Source organism: Actinoplanes sp. GCM10030250 (assembly GCF_042666575.1).
Lineage (GTDB): Bacteria > Actinomycetota > Actinomycetes > Mycobacteriales > Micromonosporaceae > Actinoplanes.
Window position 1 is genome coordinate 204360 of sequence record NZ_JBHTDO010000004.1, and the last position, 22787, is coordinate 227146.

Genomic DNA, 22787 nt, shown 5'->3' on the forward strand with positions numbered 1-22787 from the left:
GTGTTCCGGGAGAATACTCAGCCCTTGACGGCGCCGGCAGTCAGCCCCGTGGCGATGTTGCGTTGAATCAGCAGGAAGAAGACCACCACCGGGATCGAGGTGATGATCGCACCGGCCATGAGGGGGCCCCAGGCGGTACCGCGTTCGGTCTGGTTGTAGAGCAGCCAGGCCATCAGGTTCTGTTTCTGCGGGTTGTTCAGCGTGTTGATGATGATGAACTCGTTCCACGCCTGGATGAACCCGTAGACCGAGGTGGCGACCAGTCCGGGGCCGGTGAGCGGCAGGATGATCCGCCAGAACACCTGCGGCCGCGTACAGCCGTCGATCATGGCGGCCTCGTCCAGCTCCCGGGGGATCCCGGAGATGAAGCCACGCAGTGTCCATACCGTGTATGGAAGCAGTAACACCAGGTAAACCAGGGCCACACCGACAAGCGAGTTGGTGAGATTCGCACCCTGGAGCATCAGGAAGAGCGGGATGAGCAGTGCCAGGAACGGCACCAGCTGCACGCACAGGATGACCAGGATGATCGCCTTGCGACCGTAGAACTGGAACCTGGCGATCGCAAGGGCGGCGAGGAAACCGACGACGAGCGCCGCGGCGACCGCCATCGCCGTGATGATCAGGCCGTTCACCATGGCCGGCAGGAACAGCTCCTCGCCCAGCGCGGACCTGAAGTTGTCCAGCGTCGGGTTCTCCGGCAGGAAGGTCGGCGTGAAGCTGCGGACCTCGCTGTCCGGCTTGAACGCCGTGTTCATCACCCAGTACACCGGGAAGATCATGAACAATCCGAAGACGATCCCGGTGGAGTTCGCGAAGAACGTACCGATACGGCTGCGTCCGACAGTGACGACGCCTTCGTCGTGGCGGGCCATCAGTCCACCTCTCCGATCTTGAACATCTGGCGGATGTAGAAGACCATCACGCCGAGCATCAGCAACACGGTGATCACCGAGATCGCCGAGCCGTAGCTGTACCGGGACTGCCCGAACGCCTGCGTGTAGGAGTACGTCGCCAGGGTCTGGTACACCGGCTCCGGGTGGCCGTCACGCAGCGCCCAGTTCTGGGTGAAGAGGCCGAAGTTCCAGATCGCCGACAGCGTCGTGACGATGGTGAGCAGCGGCTTCAGGATCGGCAGGGTGATGTTGCGCAGCGCCTGCCAGGCGGAGGCACCGTCGACCGTCGCGGCCTCGAGCAGCTCCTTCGGGACCTGGGTGAGGCCGGCGCTGAGGGAGATCGCCAGGAACGGGATGCCGGCCCAGACCACCAGCGTGGTGATCACCGCCCAGCCCTCCCACGGGTTGACGAACCAGCTGTGGTTCGCGAAGTCCACCCCGGGAATCTTGTCGATCAGGTAGTTCAGGACGCCGAAGTCGGAGTCGGTCAGCCAGCGGAACGCCTGCGCGGCGACCAGCTGGGGCAGCGCCCAGACGAACATCATCGCGATCATCATGAACAGGCGGACCTTGCTGTGCACCCGGCGCATCAGCAGCGCGATGCCCAGGCCGAGCAGGACCGAGAGGGTCACCGAAACGACAGTGAAGGCAGCGGTACGCCCGACGACGCCCCAGAAGACACTGTCGGTGAGCGCCTTCGTGTACTGCTCGAAGCCGACCCACGGAGGCGTCGCGTCGGTGATCAGTTCGCGCAGCCGCATGTTCTGGAACGAGAGCTCGATCATGCGGAACAGCGGGTAGGCCAGCATCGCCGCCAGGATCAGCAGCGTGGGCAGCGAGAGCAGCCACGGGACGCGCGCTTCGTTGCGGCTGCGGCGGCGCCTCCGGAGCACGGTCCGCGCGGGCGGGGTCTGCTGAGGCGGCGCCGGGGTCGTCGGGGAGTCGACGGCGTACATCAGTGATCCTCTTCCACCAGTGAGGTGTGCCGCCCGCCCAGGAGCGGGCGGCACCTGGTCATCAGGCCTCGTTGAGGGTGGCGTTGATCTGCTCGTCGGCCCACTTGGCGCCGTCGGCCACCGACTTCTTACCGGTCAGGACGTCGGTCAGCATGGTCTGGAGAACGCTGGCCTTCTCCACGTCGGCCCACTTCTCGGCGTTCGGCGGGAACCAGCTGGCCTTGGCGGAGAGCGCGGCCGGCGCGATCGCCGGGTTGTCCGTGGCGGCCTTGTCCAGCAGCGCGGTCGAGTTCGGCAGCGCGCTGGCCTTGATCAGTCCGTCCATCGACTTGGCGTCGGTGAAGTACTTGATCCACTGAGCGGAGAGCTCCTTGTTGGCGCTCTTCTGGGTCACACCGAGGTTCGAGCCACCGAGGAAGGAGGGGATCTCCGGCATCGGCGCGGCGGCGAGCTTGCCCTTGACCTTGGTCGGGACCAGCGGCGAGTTGGGGTCGTTCGGGTCCTTGCGGACCTCCTCGGCCACACCCTGCTCCCAGGCGTTGCCGTAGAACATGCCGCCCGAGCCCTGCGCGAAGATGCCGGCCTGCTCGTTCTCGTTCTTGGTGACGTCAGCCTTCGAGTACTTCTTGACCGCGTCGACCCACTTCTGCAGACCCTCCTGCGACTGCGGCGAGGAGAGCTGGCCGACCCACTTGTCGCCGTCCTTCTTGGCGATCTCGCCACCGGAGGACTTGACCCAGGACATCGCGGCGTACCAGTACTGGCCCGGCATGTAGAGGGCGCTGAACTTGCTGTCCTTCGCGTTGCCGGTCTGCAGCTTGTCGGCGGCCGTGAGGAAGTCCGCGTAGGTCTTCGGCGCCTCGGCGATGCCGGCCTTCTCGAAGAGGTCCTTGCGGTAGATCAGCACCCGCGCACCGGCGTAGTACGGCACGCAGTAGGTCTTGCCGTCCAGCTCGCAGGCGCCCGAGAGGCCCGACAGCCAGGTGTCGGAGTTCTCGAAGTCACCCTTGTTCAGCTCGGCGAAGCCGCCGTTGAAGACGTACTTGGAGAACTCGGTGTTGCCCAGCTCGACAACGTCCGGGACGTCCGAGCCGGCCAGCGTCGCGTCCAGCTTGGTGAGGTGGTTGGCCCACTGCTGGTACTCGACGTTGACCTGCGCGCCGGTGGCGGCGGTGAACCGCGTGGTGGCGTCCTCGACGACACCCTTCCAGGCGGTCTCGGCGTCGACCATGAGCCAGACCTTGATGGTCTTGCCCTTGCCGTCGACCGCGCCGGTCGCCGACGTGGCGCCTTCGTCGCTGTCGGTGCCGCCACACGCGGCGGCGCCGAACAGCGTTGCAGCGAGCGCTGCGGCTACCGCGATCTTGCGCTTCACTTTTCCTCCCCAGGAATTTTCATATTTTGAGAGATCAGGAGTCTTTGACTGCCTTGTGCCCGTGCACGGCCTGAGCGGTGCGCTGGAACGCGGCATGTGAACGTTCGTGGGTGCGTTGCGCTACGGCGACGTAGAGCAGATCCAGGACGACCAGCTGCGGGTGTCGCGCGCTGAGGGCGTCCGGGCGGAAGGTCGTCGCCTGCGTGGCGGTGAGCAGGACGATGTCGGCGAGCTCGGCCAGCGGCGAACGCGGGAAGCTGGTCAGCGCGATGGTGGTGGCGCCCCGGCTGCTCGCCTCGGCGAGCAGCTCGATCGTCTCGCCGGTCTCGCCACTGTGCGAGATACCGAGTGCGACGTCGCCGGACCTCGACAGCGCGGCGCTGGCCAGACCGTTGTGCACGTCGGTCCAGGCCCACACCGGGATGCCGATGCGGTGCAGACTGAACTGCATCTCCTCGCCAACCAGCGCACTTCCGCTGGCGCCGAAGATGTTGACCCGCGTCGCGGCGGCGATCGCCACCGCGGCCCGCGCCACCTCGCCCAGATCGAGCAGCGAGGCGGTGTCGTGCATGGCCCGCGTGTCGGCCGCCATGATCTGACCGAGGACCCGCTCGAGCGGATCGTTCGGCTGGATCTCGCGACCGATGTCCACGGTCCAGCCGGCCGAGCGCGCCCGGCCGGTCTCCGCCGCGATGCCGAGGCGGAGGTCTGCGTATCCGTCGAACCCGACCGCCCGGCAGAACCGGGTGACCGTCGCCGGCGAGGTTCCGCTGCGCTCGGCCAGTTCGACGATGGTGGCTCGGGAGGCCGCGGCCGGGTCGGTGAGCACCTGCTCGGCGACCCGCTGCAGCGCACCGGTGAACTCCGGCAGCAGGGTGCGAACGCGCAACAGCACGCCGTCCGCCGGGCCGTGATCGTTCCCGTTGGCACTCTGCCTGTGGGCAGCCTGCATGCTTCCCCTCTGAGCCGGCGCGCTTCCCCACTGGGCCTGCGTGCTCTCCCTGTGGGCGGCCTGGTCGCGAACCAGCGAGTGGGCGACCGCGGTGATCGCGGTGCCGTCCATCTCCGGCTCAGCCATCGGACACCCTTTCAGGAAGGACTGTTTACTGTCGCGGTAAAAGTTCTTACTAACCGCCCCTTCGTGTCAAGTACGTGGGCGAAGTTTTCAAACCGTTACCTGACCTGCGGCAATGAACAGATGTTTCCGGCGGGGCGGATGACGCTCATCAATCCGGAAACATCCCTTACGACGTGGCCGCCATCACATGTCCCCCTTGCGCCCGTTTTGCCCTCCCCTTTTCGTCAGGTTTCCGCTGACCGTTCGTCAGGTCCTCGCTGACCATTCGGCTGACGCGCCCTAGTCCGTTAGGTCACTCCCCACGACGCGCCGCAACCTCGTCGTTACTCACGAAACAAGATCAAAAAAATTTCCGGTACGACCGGCGGGCGCCCCAAAACCCGCTACACCTGCCCGCCCCCGCGGCCCGCACCCAGCCGCCTGCAACTCACTCACCAACCCCGCCGCCGGCTCATGAGCCCACCCACGGGCCCCACTCCCACCGCCACGCGAGCTCGCGCCGAGCACCACCCGGCTCCCGCCAAGCGCCACCCCAGCTCCCGCCAAGCGCCACCCAGCTCCCGCCGAGCGCCACCCCAGCTCCCGCCGAGCGCCTCCACCTCAGCTGGCCCTCAGGGGTGTCCCGCCGCCCGAAAACCCCCGCTCATCCCCAGCCCGCCCCACCAGCTGGCTCCCAGCGTTGCCTCGGCCCGGTCCGGACAGCGCTCAGAGCCAGCTGGGTTCTCCCGGCTGGCTGTGAGTGCTGTTTTACGGGCGGGTGCCTACTTGGCGGTGTCCTGGATCGCCTGGACAAAGGCCTCAGAACGGTGCTCGAAGTTGCGGAACCGCCCATAACTGGGTGCGGCCGGCGACAGCAGCACGACCCCACCGGCCGGCGTCACCTCACGCGCCAGCCGCACGGCGTCGAAAAGGTCCTCCGAAGGCAGCGCCCGCACCCCCGGCACCCCCTCCAGAACGGACAGGATGCGCGGCCCGCTATCCGGCATCCCGATCACAGTAAGTTGCCGCGACTCCAGAAAATCTCGTAACGGTGCGTAATCCAGCCCGCGATCGTTCCCGCCCACGAGCACGGTGAGTGGCCGCCCCTCGTAGGCCTCGATCGCGTGCATCGCCGAATACGGACTGGTCGAGAGCGTGTCGTCGACGAACGTCAGCCCCGACCCGTCCTCGATCTCCGTGAGCCGGTGCGGCAGCCCCCGGAACGACCGTACGGCCTCCTCCAGCACCTCCCGCGAGCCCACGACGTCGATGCCCATCCCGTCCAGCACCGCGAGAGCCACGCACAGGTTTCGCTCGTTGTGCTTGCCCTTCAGCCCGAGCACGTCCCGCGGGAACAGCTCGTCGTCGCTGCAGAACACCGTCCCGTCCTCGATCCGGAACCGCGAGTCCTCCGCGGCCGCCGGCACGGGCGGGTAGCCGCTGGCGTCCGTCACACCGCGAACCTCGTCACGCAGCCGCTGATCCGCGCCGTTCACCACGATCAATTCCGGACGGTGCTGGAGCAGGTTGAGCTTGTCCCGGTAGTACTCCCGCTCCCCGCCGTGCGCGTCCAGGTGCTCCGGGAAGAGCGACGTCACGACCGCCACGCGGGGCGAATCCGTCAAATCGGCGCACTGATAGCTCGACAGCTCCAGCACGTAGAGCTCCGCCGGCGCGATGTCGAGCAGCGGAATGCCGATGTTCCCGCCGTACGCGTTCGGCCTGCCCACGGCCGCCAGCAGATGACTGATCAGGCTGGACGTGGTGCTCTTGCCCTTACTGCCGGTCACGCCCACCGTCCGGGCGGCGTTGTCCGCCATCCACAGCGCGCTGCCGCCGGTCACCGTGATGCCGCGAGAGCGCAATTCTTGGAGGTACGGGTGAGTCTGCGGTACACCTGGGGACCTGACCACGATCTCCGCGCTGGCCAGTGCGGCGAACGCGTGTTCCCCTCCGGCGAGCGGGGCCAGCCTCGCGAGGTCGTCCGTCCACTCCACGGAGAGATAATTGGCACTGTCGTCCACAGCGATCAGCCGGGACGGTTCGTGCTTCGCGATCGCGGTCACCGCGGCCCGGCCCTCACGTCCGGTTCCCCAGATCGCCACCGAGCGGCCACGCAGATCTGCCAGGCGCACGTCGTCTCCCTCAGCCGTTGCAGCAGGACCGAACTAATATTGCCCGTCGGCCAATTGACAGGAGTTTCCGGGTGCAGTTCGACGTCATGCGCTTCCCCTCGTACGCGTTCGACCCCACGACGGGCGTGGCGACGTTCGACTACGTGCTCGACGGCACCGAGCCGCTGCACTTCACCGAGACGATCACGTTTCCGGTGCCGCCCGGGCGGGAGGTGCCGGAGACCTTCCTGAAGGTCCTCGACCTGCTGCACGTCGTCGCCGGGGTCAGCTACTACAAGGTGGGCGCCCCGCCTCGCATCGTCGCACCCAAGCCCGTTCCGGCAGAGGTGGCGGCGTTCTTCACCGCCGTCTACACCGAGGGTCTCGGCGAGTACGCGTACCGAAACCAGCTCCCGCACGTCCTGCAGCTCGCCGTCGAGACACCCGGCGTGGCCCCCGCCGCCGCACCCGCCGCACTGGCCGTCGAGACACCCGGCGCCCCCGCCACGCCCGGCGCCCCCGCCGCCGCGCCCGCTGAGACTCGGGGCCGGCCGCTCTCCGCGGTCGGTGGCGGCAAGGACTCGATCGTCACCCTGGAGATCCTCCGCGCGGCGGGGCTCGACCCGGTGCCGTTCTCGGTCAACCCGAACCCGGTGATCGAGAACGTGAACGCCGCCTCCGGCCTGCCCGCCCTCGCCGCCCGCCGCAAACTCGACCCGCGGCTCTTCGAGCTGAACAAGGCCGGCGCGCTGAACGGCCACATCCCGGTCACCGCGATCAACTCGCTGATCGCGATCGCCACCGCCGTCTGGCACGGCCTCGGCCCGGTCGTGATGTCGAACGAGCGCTCAGCCTCCGACCCAAACCTGATCTGGAACGGTCACGAGATCAACCACCAGTGGTCAAAGGGCGTCACCGCCGAGGGCCTGCTCCGCACCGCCGTCACCGCGTACACCGGCGTGGTCGACCCGTACTTCTCACTGCTGCGTACCCTCTCCGAACTGCACATCGCCCAGCTCTTCGCCAGTCACACAGCGTACGATGACGTAGTTACCAGTTGTAACAAAGCGTTCAAGCTTCACGACCCCACAGCACGCTGGTGCGGTGACTGTCCGAAGTGCCGATTCGTCTTCCTCGCCATGGCCCCGCACATGCCCCGCGAACGGCTGGCCCACATCTTCGGCTCCGACCTGTTCGCCGACCCCGCCCAGGTCCCCGGCTTCCTCGAACTGCTCGGCATCGACGCCCACAAGCCCTTCGAGTGTGTCGGCGAGGCGGAGGAGTGCCTGGTCGCCCTCTCCCTGCTGACCGGCGACGCCCCGGTCCTGGTGGCCCTCCGAGCCGCGGTTCCCGACTCCGCCTGGGCCGACGCCTCCCACTCGAACGTCTTCACCCCCGGCGGCCCCCACCACATCCCCCCCGCCTTCCACACCCTCCTGACCGCCGCCGTCTCCCCGAACCTCTAGCCCCCGCAGCAGCCCCTGGCCCCGCGCCAACGCGAACTACCGGGCTGGCGCCAACGCGAGCCGCCGGGGTAGCAGGCGCACACGTTCGAGTTGCGTGTGTGCTGGTGAGGCCCGTGACATGGGTGGGCGCGCACGGAAGGTCAACGTGTCCGCCCACCCCGGCTCCCAACCGCCGCCAGTTACCGCGCAACTCGCCCGGCGCCGGTAGCGTTCTGGCGTGGCAGATGGGATCTATACCGGAAATGCCGACCCGGACGCGCTTGCCGATCACGGGTGGCTGCTGGGGCACTTCAAGCCGGAGGGCGACCTGCGGCACAGCACGGATGTCGAGATCAAGTGGGGCCGGCACCCGCGCGGGGATCGACGGGCGAAATGGGTGCACGGTGAGCACCGGAGCGCCCTGCTCATCCTGATCAGCGGGTGTTTTCACATGGAGTTCCCGGAGCGGACCGTCGTGCTCGACAAGCAGGGCGACTACGTGGTGTGGGGGCGCGGTGTCGACCACTCGTGGTACGCGGCCGACGAATCCGTCGTCCTCACCGTCCGCTGGCCCTCGATCCCCGGCTACGCGGTCCGCTGACCCAGCTCACCGGCCCGCGCGTACCGGATCACTCCGGGACGTCGTGGTGGATGCGCGTGGCATCGACTCCCAGTTGCAGCAGCGCCGCGCTCGTTGCGGCGAGCATGAGCGGTGGCCCGGCGAGATAGACCTCATGGCGTGACCACTCGCCATAGGCGGCGACCGCGTCGGTGACCAGGCCGTAGGCGTACGGGCCGGGGTTGCCGTCGGCGATCACCGGCACGACGGTGGCTCGTGGGGCCGCGCGGGCGATCTCGGACAGTTCCTCGATGTCGTAGAGCTCGGGCAAGTCGCGGACGCCCCAGAAGAGGACGGCGGGGCGCGGGTCGGCGGCGGTGGCGAGTTCGGTGAGCATCGCCTTCATCGGGGCGACGCCGGTGTCGCCGGCGATCATGAGGATGCCGCGGCCGGGTTGGGCGGGGAGGGACATCGTGCCCTCGGCGCGGGCGATTCTGAGCTGGTCGCCGGGGAGGGTGTCGTAGACGAGGGTGCCGCTGACGCCGGTCTCCGACTTGGCGCGGACGTGCAGTTCGACAATCTCGTCGTCGTCGAGGGTGGTGGCGAGGGAGTAGGGGCGCCAGACGCCGGGCACCGCGGGCACCTCGATCCGGGCGAACTGGCCCGGGCGGAAGGGCATCGGGAGGTACGGCCGGAGCCGGATCACCGCCAGGTCGGGCCGGCGCAGCTCGTGGGTGACCACTTCGGCGGCCCACGGTGCGGGCTGGTACGACGCGAGCGTCCCGCCGTGCACGATCCACTCGTAGGTGTGCTGCCACGTCCAGCGCCACGCCTGGTCGAAGTCCTGCCGCCACCCGCCCGGCGCCATACCGGCTCGCATCGCCTCGGCCAGCGCCGCACCGACCAGTTGCAGCTGCTTCCACTGCACGCCGCACGCAGCGAGCGCCGCACCCAGCTGCCCGCAGCCGGCGACCAGGGCCGGCGGGTCACCGATGGTGTGTACGAGCCAGGTGATCGCCCGCGCCAGCTGGTTCCGCTGGGTCTCCGGTGTGCCGGGAAGGGCGGCCAGCAGATCCGGCTGTGCCCGGAGCAGCGCGTGCCACAGCCGCTCGGCCACCTCCTCGGTGCCGCCGGCGAAGGTCAGGCTGGTGCTCAGCAGCCGCTGCGTGTCACGCAGGGCGGCGTCGTCGGCCGGGTCCATGCCGTCGGAGGGTGACTGGGGGCGCACCGGCTTGGCGGCGGGCGGGCGCGGGATGTAGGGGATCGGCTGGATCGTGGGGAACTCGGTGCCGGCGCCGCCGATGGGCCGTAACCCCTCGATCGGCGGGATGTTCGGCACCGGAACGGCCGGGCCCGCCGGGTTCACCCCGGGTGCCGGTCTGCCCGGAGTGTCGTCCCGTCGTGGTTTCCGCGCCTCCAGGCCGGCCCGGCCCAGGGTGGCGCCCGGATCTCCGCGCCAGAGAAGGTCGGCGGTGCCCCGCTCGGACGGTGCCGGCCCCGGCGGTGGCACCGGCGGGGCGGGTCGAGCCCGGTAACCGGCCCGGCGTTCGCTGTAGGGCAGTTTGGGGCCGGCCTTCTGCTCCGGCTTGCCGCTGTCGTCGTGCAATTCCGTCTCCGACCCGGATTCCGGTTTGCGGCCGCTCAGCTCGGACAGGGCCGCAGCCGTGTCGGCGGCACCCGCCGCGCCCGCCGCAGCCGCGTCCGGCGCGTTCTGGCGCAGCCGGATGGCGCGCAGCAGGGCGAGCAGATGCGGGTCTGACGCGGGCCCCGAACCAGACGACCCTGAACCAGACGACCCTGAACCAGGCGACCCCGAACCAGGCGACACTGACACCCCTCGTAAAAGTGGAGTACAACCGTACTCAGAACGCTACCGTCGCCGCGGCGGCCACGCTCGGAGAAGGCGACCGGCAGAATGCCGGGTGTGTCAGCAGCGATCATCACCAGCTCCGACGATCCCCGGATCGGCGACTACCGTGCCCTCACCGACGTGGAACTGCGTACCCGATGGGAACCGCCGAACGGGCTGTTCATCGCCGAGGGTGAGCTCGTCATCCAGCGAGCCCTGCGCGCGGGCTATCGGATGCGCTCCGCTCTCGTCGACGAGAAGCGCGCCGGCCAGCTCACCGGGCTGCCGGACGATGCGCCCCTCTACGCGGCGACCCAGCCGGTCCTGGAGTCGATCACCGGGTTCCACGTACATCGGGGCATCCTGGCGTCGTTCCACCGGCGCACGCTGCCGACCCTGGAGGAGCTGCTCGGTACGGCCCGCAACCTGGCGGTCCTGGAGGGGCTGAACACCCACACCAACCTGGGTGCCCTGTTCCGCAGCGCCGCGGCCCTCGGTATCGATGCGATAGTGCTGTCACCCACCTGCGCGGACCCGCTCTACCGCCGTGCGGTGCGCGTCAGCATGGGTGAGGTCTTCGCCATCCCGTACGCCAAGACCGACACCTGGCCGGACCCTCTCACCGCCATTCGCGAGGCGGGTTTCACCCTGCTCGCCATGACGCCCGCGCCGGACGCGGTCGCCCTGCAGAGGCTCACCGCCGAGCAGCGGAAACGGCCCGCCCTGATGCTCGGGGCGGAGGGGCCGGGGCTCACGCCGGGCGCGCTGGCGGCGAGTGACGTCCGGGTGGCCATCCCGATGCACAACAGCGTCGATTCGCTCAACGTCGCCACCGCGGCAGCCATCACCTTCTACGAACTGACCCGCGATCTCGCCTAGCGAGCCGCCAGGGGTCCTGCACAGCGAGCCGGCGGACGGGCTACTACCGCGGCAGCAGCCGCCCGCCGGTCCAGGCGAGCCCCATCCCCGCCGCGAGCATCAGCATCGCCCCGACCGTCGGGATGGGCTGGGACGCGTACGTGCCGAACCCCATCGCGACCGCCGCGAGCATCAGCAGCACCCCGTCGGCGGGGTTGACGAGCTTCGAGCGGAAGACGGCCCAGCCGAGCAGCAGGAGCCCGGTGCCCGCGACGGCCGCGGCGGTGTTGAGCAGGCCCGGGATGTTCCCCGCGACCAGCGGGGCGTTCTCCACCACCGCGTCCTCCGGCAGCGCGGCCAGCGGCAGCAGCATGGTGGCGCCGGCCAGCGTGACGAGCAGGCCGGCCAGGGCGCACCGGCGGGTACGGGAACCGGCGAGCAGCCCGGCCAGGGCGATCAGCGAGATGGTGGCGAGCCAGCCGGCGAGCAGGCCGACGGCGAGCGGGCCCGGCGGGCTCTCCACGCCCAGGGTGAGCCAGCCGTACAGCACGGCGGCGAGCGGGAGTGCCCACAGGGCGAGGCGGGCGTACCTGCGGACCGACCAGATCCAGACGGCATCGCGTACCGGCAGAAGATGGGCGTCTGTTTCGACCGCGGCCGGGTTCGGGGCTCCGACCCACGCGGGGGCTACCCGCAGTGGACGGCCGCTCGCCGTCTGATGGTGGCTGATGCTCATGGCTCCGCCTCGCTCACAGGGGCAACAAGCCGAGCGGCCGGGGGGCAACCGGTCGGAAATCCTGTGGGAAGCATGCCAAAAAATTGTGACTCATCCCGCAGAACGGGGAAAAGTCGGCTCAGATCCTAGAACCGGCCCCACGGCGGGGCCGGTTCAATGCGGAAAGTCAGCCCTTTCCGGCCTCGTCAGTGCCGCGGTACGGCACTGCCGAGACCGGCAGAGTCAGCCCTTCTCGACCTCTTTGGTCTCGTGGTAATCAGCACTGCCGAGCGCGGAAGCCGGCGGGATCCGGTCCGGTGCGGGCAACGCGGCCGTCACGTCGTCGGCTCCGCCGGACACCGCAGCCTCGGCCGCCCGTACCTCAGCATTGATCTTGTTGGCCTCCGCCGCCGCGGCCTCGGCGGCGGCGGCCGCCTCGCGCTCGACCGCGCCCGAGTCGATGTTCTGCGAGGGCACGTCGCCGACCATGTTCGCCAGGCCGCCGAGGGCACCGCCCAGGCCTTCGAGGGCCTTGGTCAGCTCGGTCGGCACGATCCACACCTTGTTCGCCGTGCCGTTGGCGATCTGCGGGAGCGCTTGCAGGTATTGATAGGCCAGGACCTTCTGCGACGGGTTGGCCTGATGAATCGCGTCGAAGACGGTCCGGATCGCCTTGGCCTGGCCCTCGGCCTGCAGGATGCGTGCCTGCCGGTCACCGTCGGCACGCAGCACCTGCGACTGCTTCTCGCCCTCGGCGGTCAGGATCGCGGCCTGCTTGTGGCCCTCGGCGTTCAGGATCGTGGCGCGGCGCTCCCGCTCGGCGCGCATCTGCTTCTCCATCGAGTCGCGGATGCTGGGCGGGGGCTCGATCGCCTTGAGCTCGACCCGGGTGACCTTGATGCCCCACCGGCCGGTGGTCTCGTCCAGCACGCTGGAGAGGTGCTTGTTGATCTGGTCACGGCTGGTCAGCGCCCGCTCCAGGTCGAGCGAACCGATCACGTTACGCAGTGTGGTGACCGTGAGCTGCTCTATGGCCTGGAGGAAGTTCGAGATCTCGTAGGTGGCCCGCACCGGGTCGACGACCTTGAAATACAGCACCGTGTCGATCGAGACGACCAGGTTGTCCGAGGTGATCACGGGCTGCGGCGGGAAGGAGACCACCTGCTCCCGCATGTCGACCTTGGTCCGGACGGCATCGACGAACGGGACCAGCAGGTTGAGCCCCGGCGAGAGGGTGCGCTTGTACTTACCGAGGCGCTCGACGACGTCCATCCGCTGCTGCGGGACGATCCGGACGGACTTCACCAGGGTGGTGACCGCGAAGACGGCGATGACTATGACGAGAACAGCGATGATGACTTCCATGACGCCTCTCTGAGGTTTCTCGACGGGAGCTGCTGAACGCCGGTCTCTCGGCCGGAGGCGCTAGACGTCCGGGATATCGTCGTGCCACACCAGGACCGTGGCGCCGCGAAGCTTGACGACACGCACATGATCACCGGGGAGGAACGTCTCCTTGCCGTCGAACGAGCGAGCCTGCCACAACTCGCCGTCTATCTTGATCATGCCGTGGTCGGCGCCGACCTCGTCCACCACCGTGCCGCGCGACCCCTCGATCGCCTCGACACCGAAGGGTGTCTCCCCCGCTTCCAGGGCCGACCTGGCATGCCGCGTCACGATCGGCCGGACCGCGGCCACCGAGACGCCGGAGACCAGCGCGAAGACGACGACCTGGACCAGGACCGGTGCGCCGAGGGCCGCCGCGAGTCCAGCGGCCGCGGCGCCGGCGGCGAAGAAGATGATGAGAATCGTCGCGGTGAAGGCCTCGCCGATGGCGAGGGCGATGGCGAGAACGATCCAGAGTACGGCTTCCACATCCACGATCGTGGCACGTCCGCGCACGTTCAGCGACGTATGACGACGGCGTACCCGAATCGACATCGAACAGTTAAACCCACCAGTTCGCTACAGGAGAGGGACCCCACCGTGTCGCTGCTTCCGGAGACCGCCCGCCGGATCGATGAGATCGTCGCCCGGGCACAGTCCACCGGCCGGGTGCCGTCGCTCGCGTGCGCGATCGTCCGGGACCGGGCGGTGCTGCACTTCGCCGGCGCCGGGGAGCAGCCCCGGCCGGACCAGAAAACCCAGTACCGGCTCGGCTCGATCACCAAGACGATCACCGCGACGCTGGTCATGCAGCTGCGCGACGAGGGCTTCTTCGCCCTCGACGACCTGCTCTACCGGCATCTGCCGGGCACACCGATCGGCGGCGTGACGCTGCGCCAGCTCCTCGGGCACGTCTCCGGCCTGCAGCGGGAGCCGGACGGCCCGTGGTGGGAGCGCAACGCCGGCGGCGACGTGGACCAGCTGCTCGCCGGGCTCACCTACGAGAAGCTGGCCGGCCCTCCCTACCGCCGTTTCCGCTACTCCAACCTGGCATACGGCCTGCTCGGCGCGGTCGTCACCAAGGTCACCGGGCAGAGCTGGGCGGAACTGGTCGGCAAGCGGGTCCTCGACCCGCTCGGCATGAAGCGCACCACCTACGCCCCGGTCGAGCCGTTCGCCCGCGGTTACGTGGTCCACGCCCTGGGCGGCACCGTGCACGAGGAGCCCCGCCCGGACACCGGCGCGATGGCACCCGCGGGCCAGCTCTGGTCCACCGTCACCGACATGGCGAAGTGGGCGGGCTTCCTCGCCGACCCCGCCCCCACGGTCCTGGCCCGCGAGACCGTCGACGAGATGTGCGCACCCGTCGTCATCGACGACCTGGAGTCGTGGACCGGCGGCCACGGGCTCGGCCCCCAGCTCTTCCGGGTCGGCGAACGCGTCTACGTCGGCCACGGCGGCTCGATGCCCGGCTACGTGGCCCACTTCGCCGTCCACCGCCGCAGCCGCCTCGGCGTGATCGTCTTCGCCAACGCCTACGGCCTCACCGGCACCACCATCAAGGAGATCAGCCTCCAGGCACTGACCGCCGCGCTGGACGGCGAGCCCGAGACGGTCCCGGCCTGGCGTCCACCGGCTTTGCCCCAGGGCGAGGCCGCCGAGGTCTGCGGCCGCTGGTGGTGGATGGGCCGCGAATACGAGATCACCGCCGACGGCGACGCCCTGCTCATGACCGGCCCGCACCACCACACCCGCTTCACCCGCGAGGCCCCCGACCGCTGGCGAGGCGTCGACGGCGACAACGAGGGCGAGGTGCTGACGTTGCGCCGCGGCCCGGACGGCGCCGTCGATCACCTCGACATCGCGACTTTCATCTACCGCCGCACCCCTTCCCACCTGGCCTGACACCCACCAACTTCAAGATCAAAAGCCAAACCCTTCTCTCGTACGCCGGACGCAGAGCTCTCCACTGTCCACGCGACCAGTTGCCACCCGGGCCTCTGCCGCGCCCGCCGGGCTGAGCTGCCCACTCAAGCTCGAACCACCCGAACTCGAACCACCCGAACTCGAACCACCCGAACTCGAACCACCCGAACTCGAACCACCCGAACTCGAACCACCCGAGCTCGAACCACCCGAGCTCGAACCACCCGAGCTCGAGCCAGTCAGGCTCAAACCGGCGGGTTTCAGGCGACCGACGCCGCAGCGACCCGTGCGGAAGGCGCGGGCGCACGGCGGCCGGAGAGCCCGATCGCCAGACCGGCCGCAACCGTGGCTATACCGGCCCAGACGAGCGGCCGCGGAGACGGACCACCGAGCGCCATCCCCATCAGAGCGGCAGCGATCGGCGCCACCCCGGTCAGCAACCCCGCTCGCCCGGCACCGATTCGCGTCACGCACGTGTACCAGAGCAGGAACGCGACAGCCGTGAGCAGAACAGCCAGGTAAGCACCGGCGACCAGGTCATCGGCGTGCAACCGGGTGACAGCGCCCGGCCCCTCACCAACCAGCCCCGCCACCCCGAAAAGCACGGTGGCCAGCGCCGTGGTGTGCACCGACACGCCCAGCGGCCCATGCCTGCCGAGCACCGGAATCGCGAGCAGGGTGAAGGCCGCCTCACAGGCGAACGTCACGGCGGCCCAGAACAGGCCGATCCCGTCGGTGCGGCCGAGCCCCTGCACCAGAGCCGCACCGGCGGTGACCACGACCGCGGCTGCCAGCACGCGTGGTGCCGGGCCACGGCCCTCGAACAACGGGCCTCCGACGGCGAGCAGGATGGGGACACAGGCCACCGCCACACCGAGCACCGCGGGTTCGGCGTGTGCGGCTCCGCGTACCAGGGCGACGTTGAAGAACAGCAGGCCGGTGACGGTGACGCCGAGCAGCCACAGCCACTCGGTGCCGCGTGGAAGGCGTACCGGGGTCCGCCGCAGGCGGGCGTATCCGAGCAGCAGGAGGCACGCCACGGCGTACCGGAGACTCTGGACGGTCAGATAGGGCGCGTCGGTGAGCCGGCCGGAGACGGCGGCGCTGCCTCCGACGAAGGCCATGCCGAGGGCGCCGGCTGCGATGGGTAATGCTTTCACCCCCTGATGCTCGCCCCGATGTATGGTCCGGTTCGAGGACCAATTCAGGCTTGGTGAGGAGGACCAATTTCCGGATCGGACTTCCTCCAGCTCCGCGCCGAGACGGCGCCGGCCAAGGGACTGACCGAGTGGCTCGCCGACGGGCTGCGCGGTGCGATCGTGAGCGGGCGGCTGGCACCAGGTGACCGGCTCCCGGCCACCCGGCTCCTCGCCGGTGAGCTCGGCGTCTCCCGTGGCGTGGTGGTGCAGGCCTACCAGCGGCTGGCCGACGAGGGCCTGACCGGGTCGCGCACCGGTTCCGGCACCGTGGTGACCGGGCACGGTACGCCGCTGGGCCACCGCCCGGCCGGCGACCGCAGGCGGACCCTCGCCGAGTTGCGGCTGCCGCTCTCCGCACCGGACGGCATCGACCTGGACCTGGCACCCGGCGTTCCGGACCTGTCGGCGTTCCCGCGGAACGCCTGGCTGCGAGCCGAACGCGCGGTGCTGGACCGGGTCACCGCCGCCGACCTCGGGTACGGCGATCCGGGCGGCACACCGCGGTTGCGATCCGAACTGGTGGGGTGGCTCGGCCGTACCCGTGGAGTGCGGGCCGACGCGGACGACGTGATCGTCTGCGGCGGCGTCGCGCAAGGTCTCGCCCTGCTCGCGCATGTTTTCCGCGCTCACGGCTCGAGCGCTGTGGCGGTCGAGGACCCGGGGTCGCGCGGCGCCTGGGATCAGATGGCCTACTGGGGGCAGCGGCCGGTCGGTGTGCCCGTCGACGACGAGGGCATGCGGGTCGACAGCCTGATCGAAACCGGTCTGGACGCCGCGGTGCTCACCCCGGCCCACCAGTTCCCCACGGGAGTCGTGCTGAGCCCGGAACGCCGCCGCGCGCTGCTGGCCTGGGCGGCCGGCGACCGGCTGGTGATCGAGGACGACTACGACGCGGAACACCGGTACGACCGGGCGCCCGTCGCCGCCCTCCAGGGCTCGGCGCCGGACCGTGTCGCGTACCTCGGCAGCGTCTCCAAGTCGCTCGCGCCGGGGATGCGGGTCGGCTGGCTGATCGCGCCGCGCCGGATGCAGGCCGAGCTGCTCGCCGCGAAACACGCCAGCGACCTGGGCAATCCGGCGCTGCCCCAGCTGGTGCTGGCCGAGCTCATCGGCTCCGGCGACTACGAGCGGCACCTGCGGGCGGTGCGGGCGCGGCAGCGACGGCGGCGGGACGCGCTGCTCGCCGGACTCCGCGCCCACCTTCCGCAGGCGAGGGTCGTCGGTGTGGCGGCGGGGCTGCATCTGCTGGTACTGCTGCCCGGGGAAGACAGCGACGTCGAGCTGGCCGAGAGGGTGGGGGCTCTAGGCGTACAGGTGCATCCACTCAGCTGGCACCGGCAACGGCCCGGACCGAACGGCCTGGTCCTGGGTTATGCCGCGCACGCGCCGGACCGCCTCGCCGAGGCCGCCGAACGCATCGGCCGCGCGCTCAATCCTCGATGACCGTGACGAAATCGATCAGCCGCTCCATCGAGTTGATCAACGGCGTCTCGACGTCCTTGTAGCTGTTCACCGAGCTCAGGATCCGCCGCCACATGTCAGCGGGCTCACGGATGCCGACCGCCGCGCAGACGCCCTCCTTCCACGGACGACCGGGCGGGATCACCGGCCAGGCCCGCAGTCCCACCCGTTCGGGTTTCACCGCCTGCCAGACGTCCACGTACGGATGACCCGTGATCAGCACGTCAGAATCGGTCACGGCGGCAACGATCCGGCTCTCCTTGGAACCCGGCACCAAATGATCGACGAGGACACCGAGGCGCCGCCGCGGACCCGGCCGGAACTCCGCGACCGCGGCGGCCAGATCGTCGATGCCGTCGAGCGGCTCCACCACGACGCCCTCGATCCGCAGGTCGTCGCCCCAGATCCGCTCGACCAGGGCGGCGTCGTGAATGCCCTCCACCCAGATCCGGCTCGCCTTGGCGACCTGCGCCCTCACGTTGTCGACGGCGACCGAGCCGGAGGCGGTCAGCCGGCGCTGCGCGGGTGCCGCCCGGGGAGCCGGCCGCCGCAGGGTCACGGTCTGCCCGTCGAGCAGGAACGCCGCCGGTTCCAGCGGAAAGTTGCGGCGCTTGCCGTGCCGGTCCTCCAGCACCACGGCGCCCAGCTCGAAGCCGACGACCGCGCCGCAGAACCCCGAATCGGCCTCCTCGACCACCAGATCCGGCTCGGCGTCCACCTCCGGAATCACCTTGCGGCGACGCCAGTTCCCCGCGAGCACATCCTCCCCATACATGTCTCGCACCGTAACCCGCGATCACTGACACACCCCCGGTGACGCTCCGAGCCGAGACAAGCTTCCGCACCGGCACGTACCCTTGCTCGCATGTCACCCGCAGCTGAGGCGGCCACCCTGACCGCCCGCCGGTCCACCCGGTTCGTGACCTGGGTGCGCGCCTGGCGCGCCGGGCTCGTCCCCTTCGACGAGCTGGCCGACGAGATCGCCGCCGACGAGGAACACCTCGTCGCGGACGCACCCGGCACCTGGACCGACGTCCCGCTCGGCCAGGGCCTGCCGGTCTTCGCGAAGCTGCACCCCGACGAGATCCGGCTGGTGCTGCCCGCACCGGGCGACCCGCGCGGCCTCCCCGGCCCCGGCGACCTGACCGGCGCCGCCCTGCTGGCCGGCGAGGCGGTGATGACCCCGTCCTTCGGCGTCGTCCCCGAGGTGCGCCGGCACACCTCCGGCTCCGGGGTGGAGTTCGAGACCGTGCTGTGGCGGGTCCATCCCGCCCCCGAGCACCGCCCGGTCTTCCAGATGGGCGCCGCCGAAGCGGAAGCCGAGCTGACCGCCGCCCTGGCCGAGGCGACCACGCAGCTCACCAAACTGGACGTGGCCCAGTGGAAACCCGAACTGGCCGGCGCCCTCCAGGCCCTGCGCCGCCCGGATAGTACTGCCACCCTGCCGCCCGGCTTCGACCCGCGCTCACGGCGACTTTTCGCCCGAGCCAGCGTGCTCGACCAGGTGCTCGCGCTGGCCGGGACCAGCGCTCCGGGCGGCGCGGTGAACGGCTACGAGGCTCAGGCGCGCGACACGGCGTTGCGCCCACTTACGGCGGCCTGCCGCCAGGCTCTGGTCGCCGCCTGCAACTCCCCCTTGCAGCCGTGATCTCCCAGCCCTCAGCCCACCCCCGAACCACCTCGTCCGTGTCGGCCTCGTCTCACGCGGCCTCGTCCCACACAGCCTGGTCTCCGGCCGCCTCTTCTCAGGCAGCCGTGTTGGGTGGGCTCTGATGCAGGACCGGCATGCGCATTGCACCTACTGCGGTGCACGCTTCACCCCAGGCCAGCCATGGCCCCGGTTATGCGCCGCCTGTGGCGAAGCCAGCTACCTCAACCCCAGCCCGGTCGCCGTCGCGGTCCAGCCGGTCGGCCACGGCCTGCTGGCAGTCCGCCGCGGCATCCCACCAGCGCGCGGCCGGCTGGCCTTGCCGGGCGGCTTCATCGACGTCGGCGAAACATGGCAGGCCGCAGCGGTCCGCGAACTCTTCGAGGAAACCGGCGTGGTCGCAGACCAAGCAGCGGTACGCCACTACGCCACCATCAGCGCCCCCGACGGAACCCTCCTCGTCTTCGGCCTCCTCCCACCCCTGCCGAGCGCGGCCGCGATGCCCCCAGCCCCGCCCAACGACGAGTCCGAGGGCCGCGAAGTCCTGTACGGCCCCACCGAACTCGGCTTCAGCATCCACACCGCCATAGCCACCCGCTACTTCACCGAGGCCGCCCACCTCACCTAACGCCCCCTCAACGCCAGCCGCCCAAACCAGCTGGCGCCCAGAGGTGCCTCCCAGCCCAAAACACCCCACTCAACGCCAGCCGACCAAACCAGCTGGCTCCCAGAGGTGCCTCCCAGCCCAAAACACCCCACTCAACGCCAGCCGAACCCCACCGGCTGGCTTTCAGTGTTGTCTCGGAGCGCGGGAAGCAGCACTGAGCACCAACTTTCCGCACAGCTCGGAAGGCCGGCGTCGCCGCCGCGCCGCCGTCAGTCGGGAATGTCCCAGGCTGACACCCGCAGCGAAATGGTTCGGTCCTGCGCAACTCCGGTGACGGTCACGATGGCCATCTTCCAGGTGTCGCCGGCGGTCTGGGCTTTGCCGCGCGAGGTCCGGACGCAGTACACGTCACCGGTCTTGACCGGTTGCCGGCCGTCGTTGGCGAGCGGGCCGCGATCGATGCTCGGGCCGCACTCCTCCACCTTGAGGGTTTCTTTGTGCCCTCCGCTGCCCTTGATCCCGGACTCGAGCTCGAAATAGGGGGTCGCATTGCAGGAGTCGTAGAACCTCAACTCGGCCACCTGCGCGTCCACCTGCACCTGAGGTTTGTCGAGGTCGAGATTGACGTAATTGCCGCAGGAGGCCGGAATTTTCAGATCCGTGCCGGTGTACCGCACCGCGTATTGGGTCTGCGGGCCGAGGGTCGGGATCGCTTCCGGGTCCGTGGTGGTCGGATCCGGGGCACCCGTCGGATCGGTCGCCGTGGAGAGCGCCGGCTCCGGCGCCGGTCCGGGCGGCACGGCGGTGGCAGTGGCGGTGGCGACCGGAGCGGCCCGGAGGCTGTCCGCCTTGTCCGCCGCATCCGTGGCGACGCTGTAGGCGCGCCACGAGAGCAGCACCGCGACCAGGGACAACACAAGGGCGGGCACCGCGACGAGAGTGGCCAACCAGTTCCGTTTGCGGGCCGGCTGTTTCGCCGGACCTCCCGGTGGAGGCGGGGGCACTGCCGGATCTTGCCGGTGAGGAGGTTCGTTGCTCACGGTTGAGGCATCCTTTGTGATCAATCACCGAGGTACCCGGCACCCTAGCGCCGCGAGCGGCGCGTATTACTGTCGCGAATACGTCATTTCGCGGTGGACGTGATCATGGTCCGTCAATCCATAATGTTCAGCCCGCATTCAGCGACGACTTCCCCGGGTGGCAATCGTGAGCAGCACTCCTCCGGCTCCACGGCCGAAGCGCGACATGGTCGCCTTGATTTCCACGGTGGCGGCCGTCGTGGGCGTCGTGGTGGCCGTCTTGGCGTGGCGATGGCCGGAGGCACCGCCCTCCGAGCAGGATCAGAAGGCCGTCACGGCCCCCACCACGACAGGTGGCACCGCTACCTCCCCCGCGCCGGCCGGCGGAACACCAGCGCCCTCCGCGGCGGCCTACCTTGATGCGCTACCCGTGAAGGGAGGCAGCCTAGCCGAGGTGCCCCGGAAGATCCGTGACCAGGCGGACTACCGCTCGCATCCGATCGCCGTCGCCTGCCCCTCGAACCAGATCGGCGACAAGGCGACGGAGGTGACGTGGCAGCTCGACCGCAACTACGTGGAGTTCCACGCTGACGTCCGGCCGTACTATCCGGCGGCAGGTGAGCAGCGGGCAGTCACCTACGTGACGGCGCTCAAAGGTGTCCGGCAGCGCGACACGACCGACAAGTTCGAGGAAATGGGCAGCCAGAAGACCGCACGGCCGGGTGGCAGCGCGCCGATCAGCGCCGACCTCGACGGGGGCGACACACTCACCCTCAAGATCGAGTGCCAGTACCCGGGCGGTTTCGTGATCCTCACCGATGCCCGCCTGGTTCCCGCAGGCTGAGCCTCAGTCGATCAGGCCGGCGGCGACAAGTTCGCTGAGCAACCGCTGGATGGCAGGCGCACACCGGTCCGCCTCAGCAGACGAGAACCAGGCCAGCTCCGCGATCTCGTTGGCCGCCTCCGGCTCCCCGCCGGCCGGCCCGACGAAGCACACCAGACGAACCCGAGTCCCCGCCGGCCGATTGTGCGCCGGCGCCTCGATGGTCGTGAAGAGCCGCAGCGCAGCCGGATCCACCGGCATCCCGACTTCCTCGAACACCTCTCGCGCGGCCGCTTCGGCGTGCGTCTCCCCCGGCTCCGGCTTGCCGCCCGGCAGGTAGAACGCATCCGAGCCGTCAGCGCGCACCACCAGCACCCGCCGCTCCCGGACGCACACCCACGCCGCCGCGACGACCTCGGGCGCCGTCATGCGAGCCGGAACGCGTCGCCGGCCTCGAACCGGGCCAGGTCCGCCAGCGTGGGCCGCACCGACCCGGACAGGTCCGAGGGCAGTTCATCGACCGCGTAGAACCCGGCGTCCAGGGTTTCGTCGGTGACCCGCACCAACTCCCCGGACCAGGAGTCCACCCGGCAGGCGAGGGAGACATGCTGGTACGTCGCCCCGTACGGATTGGTGTACAGGTTCTCCCCCGAGTACAACGCGAACGGCGTCACCGCGTGTGCGGTCAGACCCGTCTCCTCGTACACCTCACGGATCGCGCAGTCCCGCAGCGTCTGACCCAGCTCCATCGACCCCGCCGGCAGCGCCCAGCGCGCGTTGTCGTTGCGCTGGATCAACAAAACCCGGCCCTCGGGGTCACGGACCACCGCCCGCGCCCCGATCGTCATCAGTACCGGATCCGGCCCGGTCAGGGCACGCAGCTGACCGAGGTAG

22 protein-coding genes are annotated in these 22787 nt (G+C 69.7%); 8 read left to right on the forward strand and 14 right to left on the reverse strand.

Features of this window, described 5'->3' with window-relative positions:
• Window positions 1-17: 17 nt before the first annotated feature.
• The 5 genes from ACFQV6_RS08820 to murD all read right to left on the reverse strand — a co-directional run bounded on the left by ACFQV6_RS08820 (window position 18) and on the right by murD (window position 6419).
• On the reverse strand, window positions 18-875 hold the full coding sequence (locus ACFQV6_RS08820; protein ID WP_378026866.1) for a carbohydrate ABC transporter permease: 858 nt from the start codon (window positions 873-875) through the stop codon (window positions 18-20).
• Window positions 875-1852 carry a carbohydrate ABC transporter permease gene (locus ACFQV6_RS08825; protein ID WP_378026867.1) on the reverse strand — a complete coding sequence of 326 codons (978 nt, stop codon included), beginning with the start codon at window positions 1850-1852 and terminating at the stop codon, window positions 875-877. Before ACFQV6_RS08825 ends, ACFQV6_RS08820 begins: the two co-directional genes overlap by 1 nt.
• Window positions 1853-1913: 61 nt before the next feature.
• The gene (locus tag ACFQV6_RS08830) at window positions 1914-3227 is read right to left on the reverse strand and encodes an extracellular solute-binding protein (RefSeq protein WP_378026868.1); all 1314 of its coding nucleotides are present in this window, start codon (window positions 3225-3227) and stop codon (window positions 1914-1916) included.
• A 34-nt stretch (window positions 3228-3261) separates the two neighbouring features.
• A complete protein-coding gene (locus tag ACFQV6_RS08835) occupies window positions 3262-4179 on the reverse strand; it encodes a MurR/RpiR family transcriptional regulator (protein WP_378026969.1) in 918 nt (305 codons plus the stop codon).
• A gap of 887 nt (window positions 4180-5066) precedes the next feature.
• The gene (murD, locus tag ACFQV6_RS08840; protein ID WP_378026869.1) at window positions 5067-6419 is read right to left on the reverse strand and encodes a UDP-N-acetylmuramoyl-L-alanine--D-glutamate ligase; all 1353 of its coding nucleotides are present in this window, start codon (window positions 6417-6419) and stop codon (window positions 5067-5069) included.
• 86 nt (window positions 6420-6505) lie between these two features.
• Here murD and ACFQV6_RS08845 point away from each other — a divergent pair, with 86 nt between their 5' ends.
• Both ACFQV6_RS08845 and ACFQV6_RS08850 read left to right on the forward strand, forming a co-directional pair.
• A complete protein-coding gene (locus tag ACFQV6_RS08845) occupies window positions 6506-7864 on the forward strand; it encodes a hypothetical protein (RefSeq protein WP_378026970.1) in 1359 nt (452 codons plus the stop codon).
• Between the two features lie 217 nt (window positions 7865-8081).
• Entirely contained in the window at window positions 8082-8444 is a 363-nt protein-coding gene (locus ACFQV6_RS08850; RefSeq protein ID WP_378026870.1) for a signal peptidase I, read from the forward strand.
• A 28-nt stretch (window positions 8445-8472) separates the two neighbouring features.
• Here ACFQV6_RS08850 and ACFQV6_RS08855 read toward each other — a convergent pair whose 3' ends face one another.
• Window positions 8473-10230, reverse strand: a complete 1758-nt coding sequence (locus ACFQV6_RS08855; protein WP_378026871.1) for a flavohemoprotein — start codon at window positions 10228-10230, stop codon at window positions 8473-8475.
• Window positions 10231-10326: 96 nt separating this feature from the next.
• On the opposite strand from ACFQV6_RS08855, the gene ACFQV6_RS08860 reads away from it, so the two are divergent.
• On the forward strand, window positions 10327-11130 hold the full coding sequence (locus ACFQV6_RS08860) for a TrmH family RNA methyltransferase (protein ID WP_378026872.1): 804 nt from the start codon (window positions 10327-10329) through the stop codon (window positions 11128-11130).
• A gap of 43 nt (window positions 11131-11173) precedes the next feature.
• Here ACFQV6_RS08860 and ACFQV6_RS08865 read toward each other — a convergent pair whose 3' ends face one another.
• The 3 genes from ACFQV6_RS08865 to ACFQV6_RS08875 form a co-directional block, all read right to left on the reverse strand.
• Entirely contained in the window at window positions 11174-11845 is a 672-nt protein-coding gene (locus ACFQV6_RS08865) for a hypothetical protein (RefSeq protein WP_378026873.1), read from the reverse strand.
• A 222-nt stretch (window positions 11846-12067) separates the two neighbouring features.
• The gene (locus ACFQV6_RS08870; RefSeq protein ID WP_378026874.1) at window positions 12068-13189 is read right to left on the reverse strand and encodes an SPFH domain-containing protein; all 1122 of its coding nucleotides are present in this window, start codon (window positions 13187-13189) and stop codon (window positions 12068-12070) included.
• 60 nt (window positions 13190-13249) lie between these two features.
• Entirely contained in the window at window positions 13250-13699 is a 450-nt protein-coding gene (locus ACFQV6_RS08875; RefSeq protein WP_378026875.1) for an NfeD family protein, read from the reverse strand.
• 111 nt (window positions 13700-13810) lie between these two features.
• Between ACFQV6_RS08875 and ACFQV6_RS08880 the strand changes: the two genes are divergently transcribed.
• Window positions 13811-15115 (forward strand): serine hydrolase domain-containing protein, encoded by a 1305-nt coding sequence (locus ACFQV6_RS08880; RefSeq protein WP_378026876.1) that lies wholly within the window; start codon window positions 13811-13813, stop codon window positions 15113-15115.
• A 281-nt stretch (window positions 15116-15396) separates the two neighbouring features.
• On the opposite strand, the gene ACFQV6_RS08885 is transcribed toward ACFQV6_RS08880, so the two are convergent.
• Window positions 15397-16296 (reverse strand): DMT family transporter, encoded by a 900-nt coding sequence (locus ACFQV6_RS08885; protein WP_378026877.1) that lies wholly within the window; start codon window positions 16294-16296, stop codon window positions 15397-15399.
• Between the two features lie 120 nt (window positions 16297-16416).
• On the opposite strand from ACFQV6_RS08885, the gene ACFQV6_RS08890 reads away from it, so the two are divergent.
• Window positions 16417-17778 (forward strand): PLP-dependent aminotransferase family protein, encoded by a 1362-nt coding sequence (locus ACFQV6_RS08890; RefSeq protein ID WP_378026971.1) that lies wholly within the window; start codon window positions 16417-16419, stop codon window positions 17776-17778.
• Here ACFQV6_RS08890 and ACFQV6_RS08895 read toward each other — a convergent pair.
• Window positions 17765-18571, reverse strand: coding sequence for a DUF3097 domain-containing protein (locus ACFQV6_RS08895; protein WP_378026878.1), 807 nt, complete (start codon window positions 18569-18571; stop codon window positions 17765-17767). The genes ACFQV6_RS08890 and ACFQV6_RS08895 overlap by 14 nt on opposite strands.
• Before the next feature lie 90 nt (window positions 18572-18661).
• Here ACFQV6_RS08895 and ACFQV6_RS08900 point away from each other — a divergent pair, with 90 nt between their 5' ends.
• Window positions 18662-19444: a hypothetical protein gene (locus tag ACFQV6_RS08900; RefSeq protein ID WP_378026879.1), complete on the forward strand. Its 783-nt coding sequence runs from the start codon at window positions 18662-18664 to the stop codon at window positions 19442-19444.
• Window positions 19445-19568: 124 nt separating this feature from the next.
• Window positions 19569-20072 carry an NUDIX domain-containing protein gene (locus ACFQV6_RS08905; protein WP_378026880.1) on the forward strand — a complete coding sequence of 168 codons (504 nt, stop codon included), beginning with the start codon at window positions 19569-19571 and terminating at the stop codon, window positions 20070-20072.
• A gap of 248 nt (window positions 20073-20320) precedes the next feature.
• On the opposite strand, the gene ACFQV6_RS08910 is transcribed toward ACFQV6_RS08905, so the two are convergent.
• Window positions 20321-20980 carry a hypothetical protein gene (locus ACFQV6_RS08910; protein ID WP_378026881.1) on the reverse strand — a complete coding sequence of 220 codons (660 nt, stop codon included), beginning with the start codon at window positions 20978-20980 and terminating at the stop codon, window positions 20321-20323.
• Between the two features lie 277 nt (window positions 20981-21257).
• On the opposite strand from ACFQV6_RS08910, the gene ACFQV6_RS08915 reads away from it, so the two are divergent.
• Window positions 21258-21914 (forward strand): hypothetical protein, encoded by a 657-nt coding sequence (locus tag ACFQV6_RS08915; RefSeq protein ID WP_378026882.1) that lies wholly within the window; start codon window positions 21258-21260, stop codon window positions 21912-21914.
• A 3-nt stretch (window positions 21915-21917) separates the two neighbouring features.
• Here the strand turns inward: ACFQV6_RS08915 and ACFQV6_RS08920 are convergent, their stop codons facing one another.
• Window positions 21918-22322 carry an NUDIX domain-containing protein gene (locus ACFQV6_RS08920; RefSeq protein ID WP_378026883.1) on the reverse strand — a complete coding sequence of 135 codons (405 nt, stop codon included), beginning with the start codon at window positions 22320-22322 and terminating at the stop codon, window positions 21918-21920.
• Window positions 22319-22741 (reverse strand): NUDIX domain-containing protein, encoded by a 423-nt coding sequence (locus ACFQV6_RS08925; RefSeq protein ID WP_378026972.1) that lies wholly within the window; start codon window positions 22739-22741, stop codon window positions 22319-22321. Before ACFQV6_RS08925 ends, ACFQV6_RS08920 begins: the two co-directional genes overlap by 4 nt.
• Window positions 22742-22787: the final 46 nt, after the last annotated feature.

Coding starts and splice junctions, on each gene's coding strand:
- ACFQV6_RS08820 (WP_378026866.1), bottom strand. CDS start 875: ATGGCCCGCCACGACGAAGGCGTCGTCACTGTCGGACGCAGCCGTATC.
- ACFQV6_RS08825 (WP_378026867.1), bottom strand. CDS start 1,852: ATGTACGCCGTCGACTCCCCGACGACCCCGGCGCCGCCTCAGCAGACC.
- ACFQV6_RS08835 (WP_378026969.1), bottom strand. CDS start 4,179: ATGCAGGCTGCCCACAGGCAGAGTGCCAACGGGAACGATCACGGCCCG.
- ACFQV6_RS08845 (WP_378026970.1), top strand. CDS start 6,506: ATGCGCTTCCCCTCGTACGCGTTCGACCCCACGACGGGCGTGGCGACG.
- ACFQV6_RS08865 (WP_378026873.1), bottom strand. CDS start 11,845: ATGAGCATCAGCCACCATCAGACGGCGAGCGGCCGTCCACTGCGGGTA.
- ACFQV6_RS08870 (WP_378026874.1), bottom strand. CDS start 13,189: ATGGAAGTCATCATCGCTGTTCTCGTCATAGTCATCGCCGTCTTCGCG.
- ACFQV6_RS08895 (WP_378026878.1), bottom strand. CDS start 18,571: ATGTATGGGGAGGATGTGCTCGCGGGGAACTGGCGTCGCCGCAAGGTG.
- ACFQV6_RS08900 (WP_378026879.1), top strand. CDS start 18,662: ATGTCACCCGCAGCTGAGGCGGCCACCCTGACCGCCCGCCGGTCCACC.
- ACFQV6_RS08905 (WP_378026880.1), top strand. CDS start 19,569: ATGCAGGACCGGCATGCGCATTGCACCTACTGCGGTGCACGCTTCACC.
- ACFQV6_RS08920 (WP_378026883.1), bottom strand. CDS start 22,322: ATGACGGCGCCCGAGGTCGTCGCGGCGGCGTGGGTGTGCGTCCGGGAG.
- ACFQV6_RS08925 (WP_378026972.1), bottom strand. CDS start 22,741: ATGACGATCGGGGCGCGGGCGGTGGTCCGTGACCCCGAGGGCCGGGTT.